This is a genomic window from Anabaena sp. TISTR 8404, from assembly GCF_056847745.1.
Genome location: NZ_CP180578.1, coordinates 3007206 through 3033860, shown reverse-complemented (window position 1 = coordinate 3033860; position 26655 = coordinate 3007206). Strand labels below are relative to the sequence as shown.

Below are 26655 nucleotides of genomic sequence, written 5' to 3'. Positions count from 1 at the left end.
CTATAAACGCCTTTAGAAAGACTTAAATAAATGTCTTACGTCTTTTTGAAATTTTAGATTTTGCTTGATCATTTTTTTTGAACTGGTAGTAATATCAATAATTAAGGTTGGCAAAGTAAACATCTTGAAGTTTATAGAGATTAGTGCATGAGTAATACTATTTACTTGAATAACCATATAAATAATTTAGTAAGGGCGCACAGACAGATGTGCGCCCTTACGATAAATGTATGTGTATTAGAATTTTTGTACAATTTTATTAGCTGCTTAAATACCTCATGAAAACAAGAATTTCTATAAATTCTCCTGCTAATGATTTACATAAAAAATCGTACCTTCTTATAGTGTTTGAACTTAGAAAGTACGATTATCAATAAAATAATTTAGTTAAAAAACTTGCTTGCTAATGCATTGATATTCATGAGCAGCAAGATAAATCCACAGAAATCGAAGGAGTCAAGAGATAGAATGATCAGTTTCTCATGACTCTTTTGTTTTGGCTACTAACTTTCTGAGCAACAACATATCGTACAGAATTAATAATAATCGTAATAATCGTCGTATGCTGGTCGCCGACCAGCATAACGGTTATTAGGTTGTTGTTGTTGTTGCTGCTGTCCGTAAAATGTTTGCTGTAGCTGATCCGACACACTCCGAAGAATGCCATTGATATTTTGTTGCAGCTTTAACAAATCACTGGTGTCGATTGTGATTGTACTTGCGCCTGCTGCTACAGTTCTAGCTTCCCAAGCAGTTAGTTCAGTAATCTGCTGCTCGTCACTACTAAGATAAAGGTCTGAGATTGTTATTCTTGCCATTGATTTGCCTCCGAAAATACAGTGAAGTTAGTGAATACAGCTTTAAATAGAATAAAGCTGCACACATAATATCTCTCTCTTATATTTTGTAGGTACATTTTTTAAATTCAATATTTTTTACCTGATTTTTTAGACACAATTCAAGGAGTTTCGTCTATAAAAGCGAAAATATTGTTGTCATGTCAATGTTGAAAATACAAATTGAATTGTTGACATAAAACCTAAAAATAAAACTAAAAAAATAGAGGCACGAGATATCATGCCTCTATTTATATCTAGGTATAAAACCCACTTGTGGCTACATTTCTACACAATTAATTTTTCGCTTGTGATGGCGAACCAGGAATTGTTACGTCTATGGGTGTTACTTGTTTGGCTAAACCTGTCAATGGCGGTTGAATGGTAGCTTGATTGCCTACAACCAGGGTTACCAAATTTTCTGGTTTGAGGTATTGCTTGGCTACCCGTTGCACATCTGCTGCTGTGGTGGCGGCGACGGCTTTTTGATAGCGAAACAAAAAGTCTGAGGGGTAGCCGTAATATTCATATCGCATTAACCGCGATAAGGTTTGGCTGGGGTCTTGAAAGTTGAAAACAAAAGAGTTGAGGGTAGATTCTTTAGCGAAGGCTAGTTCTTTAGCGTTAACTGGTTGAGCTTGGATGCGCTTAATTTCTGTCTGTAAGGATTTGACGAACTGCACGGTAGCATCGGAACGGGTTTGTCCACCAGCTAAGAAAATTCCAGGGTAATCAAAGCGGGGACTCCAGTAACCATATACAGAGTAAGCTAAACCTTGACGCGATCGCACTTCATTAAATAAGCGACCGCCAAACCCATTTAACACTCCATTCAATACATCTAGTGCCGCATAGTCTGGACTGTCAAACCTGCCACCTAAATGCCCAATTAGTACACTACTTTGAGTTAACTGTGGCTGATTAACAAAAAATACTCCACCGTCATTGGCTGTTTGCACTTCTGGTAACTGAGGTTTAGTGATTTGAGGGTTGCGTTGCCAATTACTTAATTTAGCTTGAATAAGCGATCGCATTTTTTTGGAGTCAAAATCCCCTACCACCCCCAAAATTATATTATTGGGGTGAAAATATCGCTGGTAGAACTGTACCAAATCGTCACGGTTAATCTGCTCTAACGTTGTATATTCCACCGTTCGCGCATAAGGACTATCTTTGCCATAAATCAATTTGCGAAATTCTCGACTGGCAATCTCATTAGGATTATCATTACGCCGTGCAATTGCGCCATTAACCTGGGTTTTAGCTAAATCCAGCTTTTCTTGAGCAAACACTGGTTCGCGCAACACTTCTGTAAACAGTCCAAATACTGTTTCCACATCTTCACTCAATGCTTCAAAGCTGGCGCTACCTGAACCTTCACCAATGCTAGTTTCTACAGATGCAGCCCGCTGTTCTAACAGTTCATTGAGTTCATCTGGTGAATGCTTTTTAGTTCCACCAGTCCGCATAACTGTACCTGTCAAACCAGCCAACCCAACTTTTTGGGCTGGTTCCCAACGGCTACCTGTACGCACCAAGGCTGTACCACTGACTAACGGCAGTTCATGATCTTCCATTAAATACACAACCATGCCGTTGCGTAAAACAAACCGCTCATACTTGGGTAACTTGACCGCAGGTAGGGCTGGTAGTTGTAAATCAGTGTAATGCTTGGCTGCTGTCGCTGCTAGAGAAAAGTCAAAAGTCAAAAGTAAAAAGGCAAAAGCCAGCATTAAAGCTATCAAAAGCCGCTGACTCTTGTGATTTTTTTTGGATCTTGGCATATTTTTCTTCATATCTTGTCTGTGCGATTTATCAAAACAGAATTCAGAATTCATAGCAAAGTGCTGAGTGCTGAGTATAAAGTCAGTAAAATCAAGGCTTTAAGTAATCAACACTGTCCTAGCGTAAGTGACTACGGCTATCTCTGACGGAATAATCTAAATCACTTACTCATCGATTCTGACTACTGAAATCTGGCTTCTGAATTTTGCTTCAATGTTCAACCTTGTTTTGACAACAGCTTGCCAATGGTGCGATTTTCTGGCGTAAACGTTGCCTTTGCTACTCGCTGAATGTCAGCAGGATTCACCGCCGCAATTTGATCTAACTGCTTAAACAAGTTTTGCCAAGAGCCGGTTTTGACTTCATATTCCAACAACAGCTGTGCCATTCCTGAATTAGAATCAAGGCTGCGTAATAAATCTGCTCTAGCTTGGGTTTTCACGCGCTGTAACTCAACTGTTGTGACTGGTTGAGTTTTTAAGTTGTCAATTTCTTGGCGTAAACCTGTTGCCAATTCATCAACACTATGGCCAGGAGCCGTTAGCGCATAAAATAGCATGAGATTGGGATATTTATCTCCGGGAAATCCACTAAAACCTTGAGCAGTAAGCGCCAAACGCTGTTTTTCTACCAAAGATCGATAAAGTCGGGATGTACGTCCCTCACTCAACAGTCTGCTGATGATTTCATAAACAGCATTATCTGGATGAGTGATTGCGGGACGGTGATAACCTTCTAAATACCAAGGTTGAGAAGGTAGTTCTAAGGATACTTCTCGTGTTTGTGTTTGCTTGGGTTCGACAGGAATTTTTGATTGTGGTTTAGGTTTGGCGGGAAAGCGCCCAAAATAAATTTGCGCTAGTCGTTTAACTTCATTGGGGTTGACATCTCCAACAACTGCGATCGCAATATTATTGGGTGCATAGTAAGTGTTAAAAAACTTCTCCACATCTTCTGGTGTCAGATTACGGATATCTTGGTCATAACCAATAACTGGCCTTCTGTATGGATGGACTTTGTAAGCTGTATCGATAAATTTCTCCACCATTTGGCCAATAGGCGAGTTCTCCACCCGTAAACGCCGTTCTTCCAAAATGACATCTTTTTCTTTGTAAAACTCTCGGCTGAGTACAGGCTCTAGAAATCGCTCTGACTCCAACGACATCCAAAGTTCTAATTTATTAGATGGAAAACTATAAAAATAACGGGTGGCTTCTGTAGAAGTATTGGCATTTAAACCTACCCCTCCCGCTTGTTCGACAATTTGCCCCATCTCGTTTTGCTTAACTAGTTTGGCGGCTTGTGCTTCCACTTGCTTAAATTCAGCTTGCAACCGCCCTACCTCATTTTTTTTACCATCAGCTTTGGCAGTTCTAATTTGGCTATCTAACTGTTCTAAGCGTTCTAGTAAAGGTTTTTCAGCTTTATAATCTGTTGTCCCAATACGTTGCGTACCTTTAAAAGCTAAATGTTCCAAAAAGTGTGCTACGCCTGTTTTTCCGTCTGGCTCATCCACACCACCCACATCAGCATAAGTCAAAAAAGAAACTACAGGTGCTTGATGACGTTCTAAGACAATGAATTTCATCCCATTGTCCAGCTGAAACTGAGTCAATTGCTTAACTACCCGATCCAAATAAGGCTGAATCGAACTGTTATCAGATGGGACGGGTGCTTTGCTAGGTTGTACTGTTCTTGAGGGAGGCGACGCAGTTTGAGTTTGCGCTACCGCAACTTCTGGTAGCGAACCCGAAACTAAAATTGTGATAGCAAAAAGTGTAATAAACAACCGCAAAAGTTTTGCAGACACTTGATTTGTTCTATGGAAAACTGCTTGTCGGCTACTAAACTGATTCATAAGCAAAAATCAATTCCCCTAAAGATAAAATTCAGGATTTGAAGAAGAATCCAGAATCAATTAGTGAGGTATTCAGACCCACCACTAATGACAGACCGCTAAATCTTCGATTTCGCGGGGGTTTTAAACCCGTACAGAATTTATACTGAATTCTGACGACTGACTCCTGAATTCTTACAAAAAATCAAACACTTGTATTACTCAAGTGACAAGTTGGCTCCAGAAAGGCTATAAATTAATCCAGTTAGTACAATCAAAGTCACAGTTATATAAATAAAGTCTCTTTGCCTTACAAAGACTAACAGAGAAATTAATACTCTTGCGATCGGTGTAGCAATTAATAGTAGTAAGCCAAATTGAATGATGCCACGACGACGACCTGATAAAACTGCTGTTCCTACTCCTTCTAAAGAGCGGAAATCGGCGGGTTCTCCCCGAAAAAACTGGTAATTAGCAGGACTATTACCATAGCGAATCAAGTACAAAACACCACCTACTAAAACTACGGTGGTAGCACAAAGCACGCCAAATCTTAAAAGGTTGCCAACAAACTGCTCAACTTGATGGTCGCTCCATCTGCGCCGGAGTTGAGACATTTTAAATCCCTCCTGTTAAACCTTTGTAGATCATCTCAATTCCCAACGCCAAAATAACGAGACTGAAGATATTTCGCAACAGCCCAATCCTAGCGCTTACCAGTACTCTTGCTCCTAACAAAGCACCAAACAGTACCCCTAACATGACTGGCATTGCTAGTCCTGGATCAATATAGCCTCGTTTCAGATACATCCCAGCACTAGCTGCTGCCGTTACCCCAATCATAAAATTGCTGGTGGTGGTAGATACTTTAAATGGAATACGCATAGCTTGATCCATTGCTAGTACTTTCACTGCTCCTGAACCAATACCAAGTAATCCTGAAAGTACCCCAGCAACAAACATCAGTCCAAATCCAACTGGTACAGCACGAACATTGTAAAAATTTTCTCCATCTGGAGTTGGGTAACTACCGTTCAGTTTGAGAGAAGTAGCCAGAGGATCTGGCGGTTCACTGTCGAGGTGTTCAACACGAGGTTGACGCGATAGGTATGCACTGTACAGTAGAACAATACCGAAGACAATTGCGATCGCTCTGGTAGAAACTACCCCCGCCACAATTGCCCCAACTATCGCGCCGCCTGTTGTCGCTACTTCCAAGAACATCCCCAACCGCAGATTAGTGTAACCTTCTTTAACATATGCAGATGCAGCCCCGCTAGATGTAGCAATCACAGATACTAATGAAGCGCCAATAGCATATCGAATATCAACCCCAAACGCTAAAGTTAGCAAAGGTACGATTACTACTCCACCTCCTAACCCTGTGAGTGAACCCAGAAAACCTGCGGTTAAGGAACCAAGCCAAACTAATAGAGAAAATTCTAAAATGTTCACGTTCGTGAATTTTATATTACTTAAATTGCTAGTTTTGCGGTACTAAATTAAAGTGCTGAATCGCTCATGTTTGTCAACATTACTCTGATAGCACTAATAAGCAGCAAAACTCCAAATATTCTCGTTAATATCACATTAGATAATCCCGTTCCTATTTTGGCACCGAGCCAACCACCTAATACAAAACCTAAGCAGAGCAATCCTGCTATCTTCAAGTCTACATATCCTTGCTTGTAGTAAGTCCATGCTGCGAGAATATCAATAGGAGGAACAAGTAAAGCTAGTGTCGTACCTTGAGCTTGATGTTGGGAAAATCCCAATAGAAAAATTAAGGCTGGTAGAATAATTATTCCGCCTCCAATTCCTGTCATACCGCTGACTATTCCTGCTACCAAACCTAAGCCTAGACAGAGCAAAATGTTATCCATATCTCAAAATCCTGAATTTATTACCGTTAGTTAGAACATCTGATATCAACAACAATAGAGATTTTTTTTAATAGCAGCTTGTCATTCTCATGAAGAAAATATGTCAATTTTTTTAACAAATAGTTAAGTTGCTTTGCTAATTTTTAGATGAAAAAATATGATGATTTGCATCTATAGCAGTTCTAAATCATTCGTGAGCAGCAATTACTTGGCTGATTTGAGAAACTAGGTATTAGGCTTGCTATATGAGATTCGGCTTTGATTTGTGAACTATCTGATAACTCTGATGGAATTTCTTGATTGCCAATTTTGCCTCCTGGCATACTTAACTTAGCCAAATTCCTCTACCTGAGAAACATGCAACTAACTCAGCAGGGCGTTAATCTTGTATTAAGCTTTCTGAGCTTTTTGTACTCGACGTTAGACAATAATGCTACCAGTCGTGTTCTGGAGATCACACAGGAACTGTTATGCGAGTTTTTAATTCTCCCCCACCCTCAGAAGCACAAACACGTACCCGCATTTTACAAGCGGCGAGACGATTGTTTGCCTCCCAAGGATTTGATGGCACTACTACCCGCGACTTAGCGCAAGCAGCCGGAGTTGCTGAGGGTACGCTATTTCGTCATTTTCCGAATAAAAAAGCAATTTTGGTGGAGGTGGCCACCAGTGGCTGGGTAGAAATCTTAACAGATTTGCTGACGGAATTGAGTGAAATGGGCAGCTATAAAGCTGTTGCTCAGGTGATGCGTCGCCGGATGTGGAATTTCCAGAAAAATGCTGATTTGATGCGGGTGTGTTTTATGGAGGTGCAGTTTCACCCTGATTTACGCGATCGCATTCAATTAGAAGTTATTAATAAAATGACAGATGTAGCTGAAGCCTTCTTTCAAACGGCAATGGATAAAGGTATCTATCGCCAAACTGATGCCAAACTTGTTGCTAAAGTGTTCCTCGGAATGTTTGCGATCGCAGGTTTTTCTAACAACACTCTCATGGAACCTGATGCTTCTCCCCAAGAAATGCAGCACATGGCCGAAGGACTCGCTGATATTTTCCTCAATGGAGTATTAGCAAAAGAGTAAAACAGAAAGGTAATTTATTACTCAGCACTCAGCACTCAGCACTGTCCTAGCTTGTTGACTCCATTGCTGTACTAACTCAATTGATGGACACAAATCTCGGCGTTGCAAAGTTGCTACTTGCAAACGCATGATTTGTTGGCGCAATCTGTAGCTAGGAGTCTCGGCTAATTGCGCTACAGAACCGATACCGACATGAAGCAATAAGCCACAATATTGTGTGCCTACACTCGGAATTCGAGCTAAATCAGCCAAAGCTACCCATTTATTTACATACTGAAGATGAACTTGTAATTTACTAGCTAACCCTACCCTAGCTTCCAAAGTTTTTCCTTGGTTAAACAGGCTTCGCGTAGTTTTAATGCCATGAACTTGTAGTTGAGTTTGTTCTTCTTGACTCAATCCTGGTAGTTGTTCAATCGGCCAGTCGCCCAATTGAATGGGACTTCGACTTTTAGTTTCCGTGCGTTTAGCAGACATTTTTGCGAAAAAAATATAGGCTTCTATAAATATTGTGACTCCAACAAAGAATTCAGGAGCCAGAATTCAAAATTTAGTAAATCTTAAGTCCCGCAAGGAACTCAAGTTCCTTGCTTATAGCAAAAGTCATCTGAAGATGACTAAATTTTCCAAAATTTTTAGTCTACTAAAGTAGACTTGAGCTATTAGCCTTGAACTTGAGTTCAAAGCGGGTGAATCATACTCATTTTCTTCCCAAATTCCGCTTCATTTCTTCTAACTCGTCCTCTGTTTCCCAACGGCGAAACTTTTCTTCTAAGTCATCAAAACTTTTAGAAGCACTCGCAGATGAATTCCACCAGCCATTAGTTTCGATGCGTTGTTGCTGGGCTTGAGCTTGAGCGCGGGCTGTCTGTGCTTGGGCGGCTTTAGCTTGAACTTCCTGTCGCCGTACCTGGATTTTTCGCAATAGTTCTTGAGATTGGTTGAGGCGTTCTTTCAAACCTTGCATGTGTCCCCATTTTTGGTTTCCTTCTCGCAGTAAGGCTGCTTCGCGTTCTTGGGCGGCGGCGGTTAAATCTTGTCTACCAGCATCTTTGGCTTTCTGTACCCGGATGTGCCAACGCTGAATTTCTTGAGCGGTGGAGAGAATTTCATCTTGCGATCGCTTTTCTTGTACTTGTAAATCTGCTATCAGCTTTAAAGTATCCTCTTCTTGCTGACGTAGTTGGTCTAACAGCGCCTCTAACTCCAAATGCGGATTATTACGCAAGAATTCTTCTAAACGATTTTCTAAAAATCGACTCAAATCATCAAATAAGCCCACTGCCAGAACTCCAAAGTTGGGTGTGACTATTTTATTGTAATAATTATCAACGCGGACGAGAATCAGCCTTCTGGGATGAGTTGACCAGTGTGATTTTAAATTCCGTTCCCTGCTGGGAGTTAATTTCTATTGTTCCCCTTAACTGTTTAACTAAACCTTGTACAAGAGTTATACCTAATGTTTTTTTTGTTTGATGATCAAAGTCTTGAGGTAGCCCTACTCCATTATCTCGAATAATCAGTATTAAATGTTGCTCATCTTGAGATAATTTTACTAGTATTTCTCCTGGAATTTGAGCCGGAAAAGCGTATTTTAAAGCATTAGAAACTAGTTCATTAATAATTAACCCGTAAGGTACAGCACTTTCAATATCCAGCCTGACATCTTGAATTTGCAGATTCAATTTTATCTGGCTGGAACTGACATTATAAGAGTCAAATAAATGTGTTGTTAAATCTAGAATATATTGCGAAAAATCGATGTTTGCCAAATCTTGGGAACGGTAAAGTTTTTCATGCACCAAGGCAATAGAAGCAATACGGTTTTGACTATCACGCAAAATAGCGATCGCTTGCTGATCTTGGATGCGTCGGTGTTGCATTTGCAATAAACTGCTGACAATACTGAGATTATTCTTGACGCGATGGTGAATTTCTTTCAGTAATACTTCTTTTTCTCGTAAGGATGCTTCGATTTGTTCTTGGGCTTGTTTGCGATTACTAATATCTTCAATAACATAAGAAAATCTGGAATATCCAGAGGAACTAACTGCAATTGGACAAACACTTACCGAAAGACACTTTCGACTTGTGGCAGTTTCAGCCAAATATTCAAATTTTACGGGAGCTTGAATTTGCTGTGCTTGACGATAATAACTAATCCATTGGTCAATTCTCTGTTGCGATACTCCTAAATCGCTGGCAAACTTATTCTGCATTGCTTCAGGAGTTGTGCCAAAAAATTCAGCGCTGGCTTGATTATCCGAAATGTGCAGAATGTCGTTATTATGTAGCTCAACAATACCCATCATCATTAAGCCACTGTTAAAGAAGCTACGCAGAGTTGATTCACTTTCTTGTAAATGAGCGTTGATTTTACTTAACTCTGATGTACGTTCTGCTACGCGAATTTCTAACTGTTCATGATATCTTTTCAGTTCTGCCTCGGCACGTTTGCGATCGCTAATATCACGATAAAAAATTCCTAGCCCTTGTTTTGAAGGATAGGCATGAATTTCTACCCACACATCAAAGTTAGGCGGAGCGTAGTAATGATACTCAAAATGAACAGGAATCTGCTGTGCCATTGCATAACGGTATTGGTATTCTAATTCACTGTTAGCCGAAGCTGGCCATTCTTCCCAATGAGTTTTTCCCAGTACCTGAGTGCGGGGTTTGCCATGATTAATTTGTTCGGCGGCGGCATTTTGGTAAACAATTCGCCAGTCTTGATCTAACGCCATAAAGGCATCACTCATACTTTCTAAAATGTGAGATAGGCGTGCGGCTATTGCTTCAGCCTCCTGTTGTGCTTTTTCAGTTGCCAGACGCAGTTCTTGTTCTCGTACCGCCGCTTCTTTGCGAATCTGCGCCATCTTTAAAGTAGCTTCCACTCGTGCCAGCAGTTCACGGGTAGAGAAGGGCTTAGTCAGGTAATCATCGGCTCCAGTTTCTAACCCTTCAATTCGTGCTTCTTCACCAGCACGAGCAGAAAGCAGGATAATTGGCAGTTGTTGCGTTTGAGGATCTGTCCGCAGTTCTCGCAATAGCCCAAAGCCATCTAAGCGAGGCATCATCACATCTGTCAACACTAAATCGGGATGCCATTGCTGAATCGTAGTTAGTGCTGCTATGCCATCTTCTGCCACTTCTACTTGATAACGTTGCTGGAGTAATCGCTTGACGTATTCCCGCATATCAGCATTGTCATCAACTACAAGAATTCTGGCAGACAAAGGTGATAGGTGAGACCACCCCCCGTCTTGGCGGTTTCCGTCACGTAGACGCAAAACGTCTTCCCGTAAGGGTAGGGGGACTGGGGAACCCGAAGGGTGACAGGTGATAGGTGACAGGTCTGATTTGTCGCTGTTCCCTGTTCCCTGTTCCCTGTTCCCTTCTTCTGGTAACCACCGCAAAGCTTCTTCCACATAGGGCATGGCTCCCATTGCTGTTGATGTGAGTGTGCGTGATGCACCAATGCGATCGCTCGGTAGATGAGCAAATCCTGTGGGAATCGTGACTGTAAAACAACTGCCTTGTCCTAACTCACTCGTTACATGGATGTTTCCACCATGTAGTTTGACTAACTCCAGTACCAAGGATAAGCCAATGCCCGAACCTTCAAAACTGCGGACTTGAGCATTTTTAACGCGGTGAAAGCGTTCAAATAAATAAGGTATTTCTTCTGTAGGGATACCAATTCCTGTATCTTTAACAACTAGTTCAATGCGATCGCCAAAACTTTGTAAACAAATGCTAATCGTGCCACTCAAGGTAAACTTAAAGGCATTCGACAACAGATTCAGCACAATTTTTTCCCACATTTCCCGATCAACATAAATCGGTTCACTTAGGGGCGGACATTCTACTACCAGTGACATTCCAGCCCGTTCGATGAGGGAACGAAAATTACTGGCAAGCTCGGCTGTGAAGGAGGCTAAATCTGTTGGCTGATATACCGCCTGCATTCGTCCGGCTTCAATCCGCGAGAAATCAAGCAGTGTATTAACCAACTTCAGCAAACGTAAGCCATTGCGCTGGATAATTTCTAGGCGATCGCGTTGTGTGGGTGGTAAAAGGTTGGTGGTGTCAGCTAAAGCATCCTCTAAAGGAGCCAGCATCAGGGTAAGGGGAGTGCGGAACTCATGGGAGACATTGCTAAAAAACACTGTTTTAGCGCGATCAATTTCTGCTAAAGCTTCAGCCCGTTGGCGTTCGGTTTGATATGCACGGGCATCGGCGATCGTTGATGCTACTTGTCCCGCTACCAATTCCAAAAACCCTTGATAATCATCATCCAAGGCACGCCGAGAACTAATACCTGCCACCAGTAATGCTGTCGGGCGCTCTTGTCCTGGCGATGCTACAGGTAAAACTAACGCTGTGTGGGGCGATTCTTCCCAAAGCCCTACCTGAAGTTCGCCAAATCGCTCAATGACATTTGTAACTTGCTTGACATGAGCAGTATGTACTACTTCTGCCAAAGGCCAAGGTAATTCGGTGAATTCTGTTAAATCAATTAAACTCGGACTGGCGGGAGTGTTTGGTTCTAAGCCTGTAGTGCCTACCAGTTCAGCTTGCTTGCCCTCAGCATCAAGTAAGTAAAGCAGGGCAAAAGGAATATCGGCTGCATTATTAGCCAAAGTTTTAACTGCAATCTCACAAGCTGCCTCCACTTTTTTGGCTTTACCTGCTTGTGCCGCCAAATCACGCAAGGTGCGGAGGCGGCGATCGCCTAAAACTTGTTGTGTGGTTTCTGTACAAGCACAAAACAAGCCACCGATACCGCCTGTTTCATCCCGAATGGGGCTATAAGAGAAAGTAAAGTAAGTTTCTTCTAAATAGCCACTGCGGTGCATGAATAACTGAAAATTATCTGACCAAGTGGGTTCACCTTTCGTCACTACCTGATTCACCAATGGCCCGATTTCATCCCAAATCTCTGGCCAAATTTCAGGTGCAGACCGACCTAATGCTGCTGGATGTTTTGTTGAGCCTAAGACAGGGCGATAAGCATCGTTATAAAGCTTTACTAGTTGCGGCCCCCAAAATGTAAACATGGGGTAACGAGAATTTAACAAAATACTAACGGTGGTGCGTAAGCTTTGCGGCCATTGCTCTACAGGGCCAAGTGGTGTTTGCGACCAATCATGCGATCGCATCAACTTACACATCTCTCCATCACCAGCAAATAAACTGTCCCGCATTTCTGAACTGATTAGTTCCGTCACCTACTCACTCCTTTAGTCGGAAATTTCAAAGGAGCAGAGATAATTGTTAACTCCTGAATTCTAGCTCCTTACTCCGAACTACTCAGCTGTTCCACTTTACAATGGCATATTTTGGATTTAGTAAAAAATTCTTAATACCTCTTCTTTGCTCTTCTACTTACCTGTTAGTTATTAAATTTATAAAATAAATTTGCAACAGCTGACTTTAATGCCTTACAGAGGTGTTACCCAATAAGTAATTCCCTGTATAACTTGATTTTTAAACCCTAACTTTGGCAAATCTTCTGCTGGTACACCAAGATAAGTCCAGTGCGGTACATCTTTAACTACGGTTTGAAACCAACCATTTTGATTCAGTATCTGTCTTTGCTTTGGGTTAGATACACCTAAATCAATTGCTAATCCCCAAAGATGTTGTGATGTTCCTGGCGGTGCAACTAAACCAAGAATTGCTGTTTCCTTACCTTCTTTGACTTTTTCTAAAGTTTTATTATTCGCATATTTATGCCAAAATCTTAAATTCGTAGCGAAACTGCGAGTACAATCACTAGCACCATATCCTGATTTTAGGGGAATATTGTACTGGGTTCTGGCTTTATTTAAAGCCTCGGCTGCTGATTTTTGTAAATAACAGTCATTTGTGCCAACAACTTTTTCTAATGTTAGTTGTGACTGGAATTCTTTAGTATCTTCTTCGTTAGTGAAAAGCAATTTTGGCGGCAATTTCACATCATCTGCTGGGTTGATAAATGCAGCGCCATAGGAACGTAATAAGGTATATTCAAAAGTTCCTGGTTCGGGCATTACTTTTAACTTCTGCATAATTGACGCAACAAAACGCTCTTGCTCACTTAAAGGTTCATTAGCAACAGGTCTTGTTATTTGGGCATTAGCTGTACAGCCAGACACCCCTGGAACTAAGCATTGATTTATTGCTGGAGGATGATTAACTGCTTGATAGTGTTGGATACTATTACTAGCAACCAATGCCAAACAAATAAAAATAGCAGTAAAGATAAATTTTGCTTTTTTAATTAAACGTTTCATTGATTGCTTAATTTTGTAAAAATATTAAATGAAAATTATCTGCACATCTGCTACAAAATAAAGAATTTTGAGATATGCAAACCACAACTAACTAAATTGCTTTGCTGCAACTTAATTAATAATTATAATTACTAAATTTTAAAATTTCACTACTACCAGATGACTAGTTCTTTTGATAGCTTTTTTATTAACAAGGCGCATCCTTGAAAGCACTGGATCAGCTAAAATATCATTGACTCTTAGCTTGCTGTTGTATAAGTATGACCATGCACAATTGTGTTGAATTCCAAGACGCTTATGATGTAATTGTCGTCGGTGCAGGTCACTCCGGTTGCGAAGCCGCCCTGGCCGCTGCCCGTCTTGGTTGTCGAACTCTGCTATTAACACTGAATTTAGATAAAATCGCTTGGCAACCTTGTAACCCCGCCGTCGGTGGCCCGGCTAAATCTCAGTTAACTCATGAGGTAGATGCCCTCGGTGGGGAAATTGGCAAAATGGCAGACCGCACATATTTGCAAAAGCGCATCCTTAATTCTTCACGGGGGCCTGCGGTGTGGGCATTACGCGCCCAAACAGACAAGCGTGAATATGCAGCGGTGATGAAAGCTATTGTTGAAAATCAAGAAAACTTGACCATTCGGGAAGGGATGGTAACAGATTTAGTTTTGGGCGCTAACGATGAAGTTGTTGGTGTGGAAACTTATTTCGGTGTGGCGTTTGAATGTAAAACAGTAATTTTGACAACTGGCACTTTCTTAGGCGGCAAAATTTGGGTTGGTAAAAAATCAATGGCGGCGGGACGCGCCGGAGAATTTGCTGCTGAGGGTTTGACAGAAACTTTAAATCGCTTGGGGTTTGAAACCGGAAGGCTGAAAACAGGGACACCTGCACGGGTAGACAAGCGATCGGTTGACTACAGTAAGATGCAAATTCAGCCGGGAGATGCGGAAGTTCGCTGGTTTAGTTTTGACCCCCAGGTGTGGGTAGAACGGGAACAAATGCCTTGTTACATGACCCGTACCACTGCCGAAACCCACCGCTTAATTCAAGAAAATTTACATCTATCACCTGTTTACGGTGGTTGGGTAGAGGCGAAAGGCCCGCGTTATTGCCCCAGTATTGAAGATAAGATTGTGCGCTTTGTTGATAAGGAAAGCCACCAAATCTTTATTGAACCCGAAGGGCGAGATATTCCCGAACTATATATTCAAGGTTTTTCGACTGGGTTGCCAGAAAATTTGCAATTACAAATGCTGCGGAGTCTTCCTGGTTTGGAAAACTGTGTAATGCTGCGTCCGGCTTATGCGGTAGAGTATGATTATTTACCAGCAACACAGTGTTATCCCACAATGATGACGAAGAAGATTGCCGGTCTATTTTGTGCTGGACAAATTAACGGCACAACAGGCTACGAAGAAGCCGCAGCCCAAGGAATTGTGGCTGGAATTAATGCAGCAAGGTTTGTTCGCGGTCAAGAAATGATTGTATTTCCCCGTGAGCAAAGTTACATCGGTACGCTGATGGATGACTTATGCACGAAAGACTTGCGGGAACCTTACCGGATGCTTACTAGCAGGTCTGAATATCGCTTACTGTTGCGTTCTGATAATGCTGACCAACGCCTCACCCCTTTAGGAAGGGAAATTGGCTTAATTGACGATCGCCGTTGGGAATTATTCACCAACAAACAAGCCCAAATTACTGCGGAAAAAGAACGCTTATACGCCACCCGCATCAAAGAACATGATCAAGTTGGAAAAGCGATCGCATCTGACACTCAACAAGCAATCAAAGGTTCGATTACCTTAGCTGACTTACTGCGGCGACCAGGATTTCATTATGTTGACCTCGACAGATATGGCTTAAGCAATCCCAGCCTCACCCAAGCGGAGAAAGAAGGCGCAGAAATTGACATCAAATATTCTGGCTATCTTGCTAGACAGCAAAATCAAATTGAACAAATTGCCCGTCAAGCCCACCGCCAGCTACCTGCGGATTTAGATTATGCCAAAATTGATACTCTTTCTAAAGAAGCACGGGAAAAATTAACTAAGGTAAAACCACTGACTATCGGCCAAGCTGCCCGTATTGGAGGTGTAAATCCTGCGGATATTAACGCATTGTTAATATTTTTGGAATTGCGTAAAACAAAGAACCAGACTGACTTTCCGGCGTTAACTTAACTTAAAGTTTTAACAAAGGTGAGTATAGTAGAAGGAAGGAGATTGGTATGATTGATGACACGAATTCATAACTGGCATCATTAGCCATCTCCAGACTACAGTTGAATTTAATACCACATAAAAATAAACGCGTCAAGTTTAGGCTGGCAGTTCGATAATTTTTGCAAAACCCTGATTTCCAGGCATTAAAAGCATTGTTTAATCCTGGCAAACAAAACCCAAAATCATGCCTATGTTACAAGAATTCAACACCCATCTCATCGTTCCGGAACCATCAGAAGAATTAATTACCAACGAACCTTGGTCAATAGAAATCTATGCTGATGGCTTGATGGATGATCTGTTTGCCGATATTGACGGTATTTTGGATAGCAGTGGCACTTTGTCTTCTCATACTGTGAGGTATGCTGGTCGCATACCAGGGCGTTCTAAAGAAGAAACATCTGCAAACGATTGGTATTACTCAGACTACGAGCCTCTGCAAACACTGAATATACCGCAGATTGTCTTGCCAAACACGCTGAATCGAACTGTACATGGTGTTCCTCAAGTTAGAAATCCCCATGCAAGTACAGTTGTGGTCGATACTCCGGCAATGTCTTCCGGAATCAGAAGTCCTCAAAAAATCAAACGGGCTTTCAGCAAGCTGGTGATTTTGGGAACAGCCATTGGTGTGGCGATCGCTGGTACGATTTACCTATTACGATCTGAAGTTCTCGCTTTTCTGACTACCAAAGTAACCCAGCAGAATTACTTGGTGTCGCAAGCGCAATTACCCACACGCGCAGATGTTGAGGCGGATTTAGCTGATTATATACTGGGGTCGTTAGCAATCATCGATCAGCAAGGGGCAACAAGTAGTCAAAAATCTGTTCGCACCGGAATCAGTAATAGTATAACTTCTAACCCTACTGCGGTTGCCTACGCTAGTAGTTCACCAATCGGTAATTTACCATCTCCCCTCACTGCTAACAATACAGCACCTACTCCTAACCGTTCTGCCAACAATGTTGTCGAACGTATCTATATTCCTGTGTATCAAGCGCCGTCACCCATGCGCTATGGGCTACCAAGAATTCCTGGTACTCCCTTACCTCTACCGCCAGTAGCCAATGCGAAACAGACAACTCAGCCTAATGCTGTAACAACTGCCTTAAATACTGTTAAGCCACCAGCTAAACCTGTCAGTGTCAATATGTTGGCTGCTGCTGTGCGTACAGATCTCAAGCCTGTGGCTGTGCGTACCGCCCCGATTACTGTACGACAATCTGCTAGTCCGATTCCAGCATTACCTGTTGCGCCACTACGTGCTGCACCAACTCAAATAGCCAGCTTAGTTTCAGCACCAACCACGACTCAACAAGTATTTTTGGCATCGAATACTCAACCGACTCCCAGTCATACCTTAGAGGGAGTGCTGGAGTTAGGCAATAAATCTGCGGCTTTATTTCAAGTTGAGGGTGTGACTCGCCGCATCAATATCGGAGAAACTATTGGTAGTAGTGGCTGGACATTAGTAGAAGTCAATAATGGGGAAGCCATTGTTCGGCGTAACGGTGAAGTCCGCTCTATCTATACAGGACAGAAGCTGTAAAAGCGATCGCTTTTACTAGCAAAATGCGTTGACTCAAAATATAACAATTAAAAACTGACTAAAAGGTTCATAAAAACAAGAGTAGCTTGTAGCTTTAATCTACTCTAATTTCGACATGCTAAATCAGCACTATGTTTTACTTAGCGCTAATAGCTAAAATTACCTGCTTATGCAGGTTTTTTACTTTATGTAATACTGCTTAGACAGTATAACACACTTTTTTGCCTATCCAGTAATATTACCGTAATATATTTTTTATTTTATGAGGGGTGTGACCCCTCATAATTACGGTAATCTTCCACAACTTTTCAGGTATAGCAATAGCCAAAACAGTTAGGACATCAGGAAATAAGAAAACTTAGACAGCAAAAGACTTTTAACTCTGTCACCTGTCACCCATTACCTGTCCCCTGCGATAAATTCATCCTGAGATTTAGCTGCGGATCAAAAGAGAACCTTTGCCTTTACGGCGAATATTTTTTTTAATTCGTACACCGATACCAATTACAGCCATACCAATGAAAGTTATAGCGGCTTTTGGTTCGGGAACTGGCTGCGGAGTTTGTAAGTTAAAATTCAGTTGAGCCAAGCCTTGTGAAGGAGTACCTGGTGGGCTGAGTCTGTCTTCTTCAGTAAAAGTTATCGTACCTGTAGCATTCTTGAATAAGCCTGTACCACCAGTAATAGTTATAGTCCCGCCACCCCTGATCGTACCTTCGGCAAAATTAATTTCAGCGCTGTCACTTGCTGTGCCGAATAACTCATTAGCACCACCATAATACCTATCAGAAAATATTGGTTCTTCATCTAAGCCAAACACCCTAGGATCTGAATTAAAGGTATATCGGTTGATGGCTGGGTTTTCCACAGGATTAAGCTTACCGTAAGTATTGCTAATAAAGAAATTCAAACCATAAGGAGCAGGTTCTACACTTTCACCTGTAATGGTTGCTCTCACAATACCTAAGTCTGGTCTAAAAGTTGGATCAATACTTACTGAAGTAGTGTAATCAGCACTAAATATATAAGAACTATATGCACTCTGCGCTTTTACGCTTTGCACGTTCGACCCTAAACTGACTACTGTGAAAGCGACAGGAACCAGCCAGTTGATTTTTGAATCAAACATAATTGTTTTTCTTTCGGTAAGCAACTAGAATAAAATTTCACTAGTAAATAGGTAAGAAAAATCTACTTATTTATTGGTGAAAACAAGCTTTAAAAACTGTTACAAATCATCTTAAAATTACTGTTCTCCTATTTCAATATTTAATAAATGAATTATTTTTAGATCATTGCTATAAATTAGGTAAAATATTATTTTTATTTGAATTATAAAATTAATCTTAAGTATAAATAGTCGGTAATTGATAGCTAAGTATTCCTTCGGCTAGATGACTAGATGAAAAAAATACTGCTAAATAGCTGTGTTTTCAGTTATTAGGACATTTTTCTATGCAAACTAGAAAACTCGGCAAGCAAGGATTAGAAGTTTCCCAACTAGGACTTGGTTGCATGGGGATGTCTGAATTTTATAGTGGTCGAGATGAACAAGAAGCGATCGCCACTATTCATCGAGCCTTAGAACTTGGTTTGAATTTTTTTGATACGGCTGATATGTACGGGCCGTTTACTAATGAGCAATTAGTAGGCAAAGCAATTAAAGAACATCGTGATCAAGTCGTGTTAGCAACTAAGTTCGGTAATGTCCGGACTGAAGATGGTGGTTGGAAAGGTGTGAATGGTAGTCCAGAATATGTTCATCAAGCTTGCAATGCTTCTCTCAAACGTTTAGGAGTTGAGGTAATTGACCTGTACTATCAACATCGGGTTGATCCAAACGTGCCAATTGAAGACACCGTAGGCGCAATGGCAGAGTTAGTCCAGCAAGGTAAAGTCCGCTATTTAGGACTTTCGGAAGCGGCTCCTAATACAATCAGACGGGCGCAAAAAGTGCATCCAATTACCGCACTACAAACAGAGTACTCTTTATGGAGCCGCGACCCAGAAGATGAAATTTTACCTACTGTCCGCGAACTCGGAATTGGATTTGTGGCTTACAGTCCACTAGGGCGCGGGTTTTTATCAGGTGCGATTACTAGCCCTGATGATTTGGCTGCTGATGACTATCGCAGAAAATCTCCTCGCTTTCAAGATGATAATTTTTACAAAAATTTGCAATTAGTCGAACAAGTAAAAGCGATCGCTACTGAAAAAGGCGTTACACCCAGCCAACTTGCTCTAGCTTGGCTATTAGCACAAGGCGAAGATATTGTTCCTATTCCTGGTACAAAGCGCCGTGTTTATTTAGAAGAAAATATTGCCGCTGCGCAAATTACTCTCACACCAGAAGATTTACATCGCATTGAAACTGTTGCACCCAAAGGCATCACCGCAGGGGAACGCTATCCAGATATGAGTACAGTCAATCGTTGAAGAATAAAGCCCAACAATTACTAGTATGTTGGGTTTTATTTTTCGTTGAGCAAAGCTAATTCAAACGACAACCCACAACTTTTTTGCAAGATTTTTACCCTGCAAAGTTGTAGCCGTATTTAGATATGTTAGATCAGTATTGATTGCTCAAAACCTTCAAATTACTGGGTTTATACTCAGCACTTTGCCATACATTACTTTTGTCTAAGGGCAAATCTAATTTTGCTTGACAGGGCTGACAGTAAAGCATACATTAAGAAGTATATATAAGTGTAAATTTAACACTTATAGCCAATAGCATTTTTTAGCTTAGCAAGTTGCCTGCATTAATAGGTAATTCTTATCTGAGCAGCACTAAATTCAGGTAAAGAAATTTAAAATTTGTCAGTCTAGGAATTATCTCGATGTGTGCATTACCTAAGCTGTGTTTTGCTTATGAATTATAAATAACGACCGTTCGATATAAATAAAATTTACCCATGCCGAAGATTGTTGATCATGACCAATACCGTAAAGAACTTCTGGGCAAATGCTTCGATTTATTTGCCCAAAAAGGATATGGCTCCGTTACCATGCGTCAGATTGCTCAAGGTATGGGAGTTTCCACTGGGACTTTGTATCACTACTTTTCTAGTAAAGAAGCTTTATTTGAACAATTAGTAGAAGAGATTTCACAACAGGATGTGAGTGCGGCGTTAGCAGAGTTAGAGGGAGGAGAAACACTGCCGGAAGCAATGGCAGCCCTAGGAAGATATCTAGCCAAAAATGAAGATTACTTTATTAAATGGACTTTTGTATGGGTTGATTTTTGTCAACATCAAGACTCAAAAAAAATGCTGAATCAGAGTAATGTTTTCAAACGTGCAAATCAGCGATATCAACAGGCAGCTTGTAAGTTTTTGGGAGTTCAAGATGAAACTTTGGCTTCTTTTATTGTGAGCTTTGTTAATGGGTTAATTTTAGAAAAATTATGGGGTGATGAAACAATTGATTTTATTGAAAAATGTGCTTTGCTGGGAAAAATTTTGACAGCTTATTTGCAGCAGAAAGTTACTACTTCTGTTAATTAGCAATTTCATTATTAAGATTTTCTAGAGGGGTATATGGGGCAAAATCTGTTATTTAAACCTGCCAATAAAAAATTACTGGGTTTAGTAATTGCGGCAACAGCAATTACAGGGGGAATTGTGGTTTATGGCGTTTCTCAGTTTGGACAAGTTGGTCGCACCGCCTCTCCGGAACCAGTTGTCATGACATCTGCACCAAAAGTCACAGCCTTGGGCAGACTAGAACCCGAAGCCGAAGTCATTAGCTTATCTGCACCATTGGTTTTAGATGGCGATCGCGTCATGGAAATGCGTGTTAAAGAAGGTGATATTGTCAAACCTGGGCAGATAGTAGCAATTTTAGATTCGCGCGATCGCTTAGAAACAGCTGTACTCCAAGCCGAAAAACAAGTGCGAGTCGCCCAAGCCAAACTTGATCAAGTAAAAGCCGGGGCAAAAGCTGGCGAAATTCAAGCACAAAAAGCCAGCATCGAACGCTTACAAGCCCAATCTCAAGGAGATACAATTGGGCAACAAGAAGCGATCGCCCGCATCGAAGCTCAATGGCAAGGTGATAGAATCGCCCAAGAGGCAAGCATTAGGAAGCTAGAAGCAGAACTCAGCAATGCCCAAGCAGAGTATGAACGTTATCAAAAGCTATACACAGAAGGCGCAATTTCTAATTCTGCCTTTGATAGTAAGCGCTTAGTTGTCGAGACAGCAAAACAACAACTAGACGAAGCCAAAGCAGTTTTGGCAAGAATTAACTCCACCGCCAGCCGACAACTAGCCGAGGCGAAAGTTTCTTTAGCCAGAATTAACACCACAGGTACGAAACAAGTCAGCGAAGCCAAAGCCACACTCACCAGTATTGCCGAAGTCCGACCAGTGGACGTGCAAGCTGCCAAGATGGAAGTTGAAAATGCGATCGCCGCACTCAAACGCGCCCAAACTGACCTACAAGCAGCTTATATCAAAGCGCCAATGACCGGGCAAATACTCAAGATTCACACACGAGTCGGCGAAAAAATCAGTGATAACGGCATTGCAGACTTAGCGCAAACCGAACAGATGATTGCGATCGCAGAAGTTTATCAAACAGATATCGGCAAAGTCAAACTCGGGCAATCAGCAGTAGTCACTAGTCAAGCATTTCCTGGAGAATTGCGCGGTGAAGTTTTCTATGTTGGGTTACAGGTAAATCGTCAAAACGTTTTTAGCAACCAACCCGGAGAAAACTTAGATAGCCGAGTTGTGGAAGTGAAAATTCGCCTCAATCCTGAAGACAGTAAAAAAGTTGCAGGTTTGACAAACTTACAAGTGCAAACAGCAATTGAAATCTAAAAAAGTATGAAGTGTGAAGTATGAAATTTGGCGTTGCTGAATCAGAATATGAAATGCCAAATTAGCCTTTCTGTTTCTTTGTAACTTTGCGTCTTTGCGCGGCAGTCGCTTCAAGTCGGGTAACCCGCCCAACGCGCTGCCTTGCCTTTGCATGAGACAAATTCATAGCTTAAATCAGCAACGCTATGAAATTTAATACTTGAGTCTTTTGATTAATGACAAATGAACATTGACAAAGTATGAAATTTTTTCTCAAAACACCTTTAGCATGGCGACAGTTATTAAAAGAAAGAACTCGGCTATTAGTTGCAGTCGCAGGTATTACCTTTGCCGACATGCTGATATTTATTCAGATGGGATTTGAAGGGGCATTGTTTGATGCGGCTATCAAACCACATCGCAGTTTACAAGCAGATTTAGTACTAATTAATCCCCAATTTCAAACTTTATTTTCTGTTAAAAGCTTTTCGAGAGAGCGACTGTACCAAGCATTAGGTTACGATGGTGTGCAATCGGTAAATTCAATTTATATTGGCACTGGACAATGGCGAAATCCCGAAACACGTTTAGAACGCGCCATCTTAGTTTGGGGTATCGATCCGGCAAAATCTGCGTTTAATTTTCCCGAAGTTCAACAAAATCTAGACCCTATCAAACAGTTAAATCAAGTTTTGTTTGACCAAGCAGGTCGTCCAGAATATGGGGCGGTAGGGGAGATTTTTCAGAAAACAGGAAAGTTTGACACAGAATTGAACAATAAAACTGTCAGAGTCAAGGGAATTTTTAGTAATGGTGCATCTTTTGCAGCTGATGGTAATGTAATTACCAGTGACTCTACCTTTTTACAAATCTTTCCCGAACGCAAACCAGACCGTATTGAAGTTGGGTTAATTACTCTTAAACCAGATGTCGATCCACTAAAAATACAATCACAACTTGCAGCTGGATTACCCAAAGATGTCAGCGTCTTAACTCCAGAACAATTCGCGCAAATTGAAAAAGAATACTGGTCTAATGGTACGGGCATTGGATTTATTTTTGGTTTAGGTGTGGGAGTTGGTTTTATTGTCGGCATCGTGATTGTTTACCAAATTCTCTACTCTGATGTTTCTGACCATTTGCCAGAATATGCCACCCTCAAAGCAATGGGGTATACCGATCGCTATCTGTTGGTAGTCTTATTTCAAGAAGCAATATTTCTCGCTTTCTTAGGTTTTATTCCGTCATTTTTCTTTTCTTTAGGTCTGTATCAACTCGCCTACAGCGCTACTATGTTGCCCATATTTATGAGTTCGCAACGGGCAATTACAGTGTTTATTTTGACAGTAATTATGTGTACAGCATCTGGTGCGATCGCTATGCGGAAACTAAGTGCTGCTGACCCTGCGGATATTTTCTAACAATCAAACTTTTATGTTACAAGAATCTCTGCCAGTAAAATCTTCCGACTCACTCGTTGCTTTAGAACCTGTAATTGTAGTCCGTAACCTGAATCATTACTTTGGCGAAGGTGCGCTAAAAAAACAAGTTTTATTTGATATTAATTTAGAAATTAATGCAGGTGAAATTGTAATTATGACTGGGCCATCCGGTTCAGGTAAAACCACCTTGTTGACCTTATTAGGTGGACTACGTTCTGCCCAAGAAGGTAGTTTAAAAATTTTAGGACAAGAAATTTGTGGAGCCAGTAAACGTAAATTGACAGTACTGCGTCGTCAGATAGGCTATATTTTTCAGGCGCATAATTTGCTGACTTTTCTGACAGCAAAAGAAAACGTTCGGATGTCTTTAGAATTGCATGATGAATATCTCAATCAAGATATTGATGCGAAAGCGATCGCTATGCTAGAAACAGTTGGCTTGGCAGAACGTGTAAATTATTACCCAGAAAAACTTTCTGGCGGACAAAAACAACGAGTAGCGATCGCCCGTGCCTTAGTTAGCCATCCTAAAATTGTTTTAGCAGACGAACCTACAGCCGCACTCGATAAAAAATCTGGGCGCGATGTTGTGGAATTAATGCAGAAACTCGCCAAAGAACAAGGCTGTACAATTTTGTTAGTCACCCATGACAACCGCATCCTAGATATTGCCGATCGCATCATTTACATGGAAGATGGATTGCTGAAAAGTGATGGTCTAGATATAGCTACAACCATGCACTGAGTAGAAGTATAGGACTCATATTTGATTATTGAAAAAAATCAGTACACATCTAGCTTCCCTCTTATCTGTTCCCTGTTCCCCGTTCCCTATTCCCTCCCTATACAAGGATTTTCAGTAATCAAATCGGATTCCTATAGACAGAATCAAAACTCATGACCATTGACTATTGCCCATTAACCCTTGACCATTGACTATTGACTCTTGACTATTGACTGAGGAAATGCAAATTAGCAATTTATTCACGGCTGGTGGCGTGGTTATGTGGCCGCTGCTAGGGTTTTCTTTGTTAGCAGTGGCGCTGATTATTGAACGTATCCTGTTTTGGGTGAAAATTAATAATCGTCAAAATCGTGTTGTCAAAGAAGTGTTAAAGCTTTATCGCTCAGATAACGTGGTTGGTGCAATAAATCAATTGCAGAAAAATACAGACTTACCCATCGCCCGGATTTTTCTAGCAGCTTTAGAATTAGAAGAACCAACACCAGAAGAATTTCGTTTGGCGCTAGAAAGTGAAGCGCAAGCCGAAATTCCTTTACTCAAACGCTTTCAAAACATTTTTGATACGATAATTGGCCTTGCACCGTTGTTAGGATTGTTAGGTACAGTTTTAGGATTAATTACCTCCTTTGCTTCTTTAAATATTGGTGATGTGGGAGGTACAACCACAGTAGGTGTCACTGCTGGGATTAGTGAAGCTTTGGTATCCACAGCATCAGGATTAGTTGTAGCTATTTTTACACTGTTGTTTGCCAATACTTTTCGAGGACTATACCAGCGCCAACTTGCAAGAATTCAAGAGTATGGTGGACAGTTAGAATTACTCTACCGCCGTCGTTATGAAAGGAGAGATAAATTTTAATTATTAACTAAAAAGCAATTTGACTAAAAATTATCACCACTTAGTCTAGTTCCCCAACATCTCGTAGCATTTAATCATCGCGCAATTCGTCAGCGACTTGATCATCATCTAGGTTGATAACAGGAACTTGCAAACGCCCTAGTTCGTACATAAATTGAGGTTTGTTCATACCGCAAAAAGCAGCGGCTTTACCAAGTGATAATCGGCGTAGCTCGAATAGTTTAACTGCAAGTAAAAATGTGAGTTCTGCTTCTAATGCTTGGGGTGATTTACCGGAGGTAATAAGTAAATCATCGGGATATGGAAGGGTTAGAATGTGCATGGTTTGTTGCTTGGTTCATTATCTTAATTATGGTTGAATCTTCAGTTGACTCTTTCTGCTATTCTCAGTTTGGCAGAACGCGATCGCGGGTTACTCGCAATTTCCGATTCTTGTGCAGTGATTGGCTTTTTAGTAATTACCCGCAATAGTGGAGAATTGCGTAAACCATGCTTGACTAAGCGGTCTTCTAAACTATGAAAACTAATAACAGCAATTCTCCCACCGGGGACAAGGGCGTTTGGTGCTTTTTCTAAAAAAGTTTCTAAAGACTTTAACTCATCGTTGACGACAATTCGCAAAGCTTGAAAAGCGCGGGTCGCCGGGTGAATTCTACCATAACGGTATTTAGGTGGCACAGCAGATGCGATCGCTTCAGCTAATTCTGTAGTCGTAGAAAATGGACGGCGTTCGACAATGCGTCTAGCAATGCGTCGGGATAGTCGTTCTTCACCGTATTTAAAGAAAATATCTGCAAGTTCTGCTTCCTCCCACTCATTAATTACATCAGCAGCAGTGAGTGAACCTTGCTTATCCATCCGCATATCTAAACTTGCAGTGTGGCGAAAGCTAAAACCTCGTTCTGGTGTATCTAACTGATAAGAACTCACGCCTAAATCGGCGAGAATACCATTAAAGGTGGCTGTGGGAAACTGATAAGCAGCAAAGTTACTTTGAATAAATTTTACGCGATCGCCAAACTCAGCTAATTCTTTTCTGGCTGCGGCTAAAGCATCCTCATCTTGGTCAATAGCAGTTAACTTTACATCCGGCGCAGTTTGCAAAATCAAGCGACTGTGACCGCCACCGCCTACAGTTGTATCGAGATAATGACCTCCCGCAGACACCGCTAAACCTGCAATTACTTCTTGCGGTAACACAGGTAAATGAGAAAATATCTGTTCGTCAATAGCCAGCGATGGGGAAGAATCAGAATTCATTAGAAGTCAAAAAAATCTAGAGTGGTAGCACACAGATTTATTATCTATTTTTTTGTGGATGTA

At 41.2% G+C, this 26655-nt stretch carries 22 protein-coding genes; 9 read left to right on the top strand and 13 right to left on the bottom strand.

The window, feature by feature from the left end:
* Nucleotides 1-536: 536 nt before the first annotated feature.
* From ACMX3D_RS13185 to ACMX3D_RS13160, 6 genes are all read right to left on the bottom strand, one after another.
* On the bottom strand, nt 537-818 hold the full coding sequence (locus ACMX3D_RS13185) for a hypothetical protein (RefSeq protein ID WP_482751850.1): 282 nt from the start codon (nt 816-818) through the stop codon (nt 537-539).
* Between the two features lie 314 nt (nt 819-1132).
* Nucleotides 1133-2620 carry a M16 family metallopeptidase gene (locus tag ACMX3D_RS13180; protein WP_482751849.1) on the bottom strand — a complete coding sequence of 496 codons (1488 nt, stop codon included), beginning with the start codon at nt 2618-2620 and terminating at the stop codon, nt 1133-1135.
* A 218-nt stretch (nt 2621-2838) separates the two neighbouring features.
* Nucleotides 2839-4479: a M16 family metallopeptidase gene (locus tag ACMX3D_RS13175; RefSeq protein WP_482751848.1), complete on the bottom strand. Its 1641-nt coding sequence runs from the start codon at nt 4477-4479 to the stop codon at nt 2839-2841.
* Nucleotides 4480-4676: 197 nt separating this feature from the next.
* Entirely contained in the window at nt 4677-5075 is a 399-nt protein-coding gene (locus ACMX3D_RS13170) for a DUF1634 domain-containing protein (RefSeq protein WP_482751847.1), read from the bottom strand.
* Nucleotide 5076: 1 nt separating this feature from the next.
* On the bottom strand, nt 5077-5913 hold the full coding sequence (locus ACMX3D_RS13165) for a sulfite exporter TauE/SafE family protein (RefSeq protein WP_482751846.1): 837 nt from the start codon (nt 5911-5913) through the stop codon (nt 5077-5079).
* A gap of 47 nt (nt 5914-5960) precedes the next feature.
* Nucleotides 5961-6341 carry a sulfite exporter TauE/SafE family protein gene (locus ACMX3D_RS13160; protein ID WP_482751845.1) on the bottom strand — a complete coding sequence of 127 codons (381 nt, stop codon included), beginning with the start codon at nt 6339-6341 and terminating at the stop codon, nt 5961-5963.
* 470 nt (nt 6342-6811) lie between these two features.
* Here ACMX3D_RS13160 and ACMX3D_RS13155 point away from each other — a divergent pair, with 470 nt between their 5' ends.
* On the top strand, nt 6812-7426 hold the full coding sequence (locus ACMX3D_RS13155) for a TetR/AcrR family transcriptional regulator (RefSeq protein ID WP_482751844.1): 615 nt from the start codon (nt 6812-6814) through the stop codon (nt 7424-7426).
* 21 nt (nt 7427-7447) lie between these two features.
* On the opposite strand, the gene ACMX3D_RS13150 is transcribed toward ACMX3D_RS13155, so the two are convergent.
* From ACMX3D_RS13150 to ACMX3D_RS13135, 4 genes are all read right to left on the bottom strand, one after another.
* Complete coding sequence (locus tag ACMX3D_RS13150; RefSeq protein WP_482751843.1) at nt 7448-7903, bottom strand: DUF4332 domain-containing protein; 456 nt, start codon at nt 7901-7903, stop codon at nt 7448-7450.
* A gap of 223 nt (nt 7904-8126) precedes the next feature.
* Complete coding sequence (locus ACMX3D_RS13145) at nt 8127-8708, bottom strand: TIGR04376 family protein (protein WP_482751842.1); 582 nt, start codon at nt 8706-8708, stop codon at nt 8127-8129.
* 46 nt (nt 8709-8754) lie between these two features.
* Nucleotides 8755-12657, bottom strand: a complete 3903-nt coding sequence (locus ACMX3D_RS13140; RefSeq protein WP_482751841.1) for an ATP-binding protein — start codon at nt 12655-12657, stop codon at nt 8755-8757.
* A 213-nt stretch (nt 12658-12870) separates the two neighbouring features.
* Nucleotides 12871-13704, bottom strand: a complete 834-nt coding sequence (locus tag ACMX3D_RS13135; RefSeq protein ID WP_482751840.1) for a D-alanyl-D-alanine carboxypeptidase family protein — start codon at nt 13702-13704, stop codon at nt 12871-12873.
* A gap of 260 nt (nt 13705-13964) precedes the next feature.
* Here ACMX3D_RS13135 and mnmG point away from each other — a divergent pair, with 260 nt between their 5' ends.
* Together mnmG and ACMX3D_RS13125 are read left to right on the top strand one after the other, a co-directional pair.
* Nucleotides 13965-15887 carry a tRNA uridine-5-carboxymethylaminomethyl(34) synthesis enzyme MnmG gene (gene mnmG, locus ACMX3D_RS13130; protein WP_482751839.1) on the top strand — a complete coding sequence of 641 codons (1923 nt, stop codon included), beginning with the start codon at nt 13965-13967 and terminating at the stop codon, nt 15885-15887.
* A gap of 226 nt (nt 15888-16113) precedes the next feature.
* Nucleotides 16114-17481, top strand: a complete 1368-nt coding sequence (locus ACMX3D_RS13125) for a hypothetical protein (protein WP_482751838.1) — start codon at nt 16114-16116, stop codon at nt 17479-17481.
* 433 nt (nt 17482-17914) lie between these two features.
* Here ACMX3D_RS13125 and ACMX3D_RS13120 read toward each other — a convergent pair whose 3' ends face one another.
* Complete coding sequence (locus ACMX3D_RS13120) at nt 17915-18610, bottom strand: hypothetical protein (protein WP_482751837.1); 696 nt, start codon at nt 18608-18610, stop codon at nt 17915-17917.
* 326 nt (nt 18611-18936) lie between these two features.
* Between ACMX3D_RS13120 and ACMX3D_RS13115 the strand changes: the two genes are divergently transcribed.
* The 6 genes from ACMX3D_RS13115 (at nt 18937) to ACMX3D_RS13090 (ending at nt 25332) form a co-directional block, all read left to right on the top strand.
* Nucleotides 18937-19917: an aldo/keto reductase gene (locus tag ACMX3D_RS13115; protein ID WP_482751836.1), complete on the top strand. Its 981-nt coding sequence runs from the start codon at nt 18937-18939 to the stop codon at nt 19915-19917.
* Nucleotides 19918-20396: 479 nt separating this feature from the next.
* Nucleotides 20397-20987: a TetR/AcrR family transcriptional regulator gene (locus ACMX3D_RS13110; RefSeq protein WP_482751835.1), complete on the top strand. Its 591-nt coding sequence runs from the start codon at nt 20397-20399 to the stop codon at nt 20985-20987.
* A 33-nt stretch (nt 20988-21020) separates the two neighbouring features.
* Nucleotides 21021-22307 carry an ABC exporter membrane fusion protein gene (locus ACMX3D_RS13105; protein ID WP_482751834.1) on the top strand — a complete coding sequence of 429 codons (1287 nt, stop codon included), beginning with the start codon at nt 21021-21023 and terminating at the stop codon, nt 22305-22307.
* A gap of 239 nt (nt 22308-22546) precedes the next feature.
* A complete protein-coding gene (gene devC, locus ACMX3D_RS13100) occupies nt 22547-23707 on the top strand; it encodes an ABC transporter permease DevC (RefSeq protein WP_482751833.1) in 1161 nt (386 codons plus the stop codon).
* Nucleotides 23708-23720: 13 nt separating this feature from the next.
* The gene (locus ACMX3D_RS13095) at nt 23721-24473 is read left to right on the top strand and encodes a DevA family ABC transporter ATP-binding protein (protein ID WP_482751832.1); all 753 of its coding nucleotides are present in this window, start codon (nt 23721-23723) and stop codon (nt 24471-24473) included.
* A 220-nt stretch (nt 24474-24693) separates the two neighbouring features.
* The gene (locus tag ACMX3D_RS13090) at nt 24694-25332 is read left to right on the top strand and encodes a MotA/TolQ/ExbB proton channel family protein (protein ID WP_482752335.1); all 639 of its coding nucleotides are present in this window, start codon (nt 24694-24696) and stop codon (nt 25330-25332) included.
* A 70-nt stretch (nt 25333-25402) separates the two neighbouring features.
* On the opposite strand, the gene ACMX3D_RS13085 is transcribed toward ACMX3D_RS13090, so the two are convergent.
* Together ACMX3D_RS13085 and rsmH are read right to left on the bottom strand one after the other, a co-directional pair.
* The gene (locus ACMX3D_RS13085) at nt 25403-25654 is read right to left on the bottom strand and encodes a UPF0175 family protein (protein WP_482751831.1); all 252 of its coding nucleotides are present in this window, start codon (nt 25652-25654) and stop codon (nt 25403-25405) included.
* A gap of 41 nt (nt 25655-25695) precedes the next feature.
* Nucleotides 25696-26592, bottom strand: a complete 897-nt coding sequence (gene rsmH / locus ACMX3D_RS13080) for a 16S rRNA (cytosine(1402)-N(4))-methyltransferase RsmH (protein ID WP_482751830.1) — start codon at nt 26590-26592, stop codon at nt 25696-25698.
* Between the last annotated feature and the right edge of the window lie 63 nt (nt 26593-26655).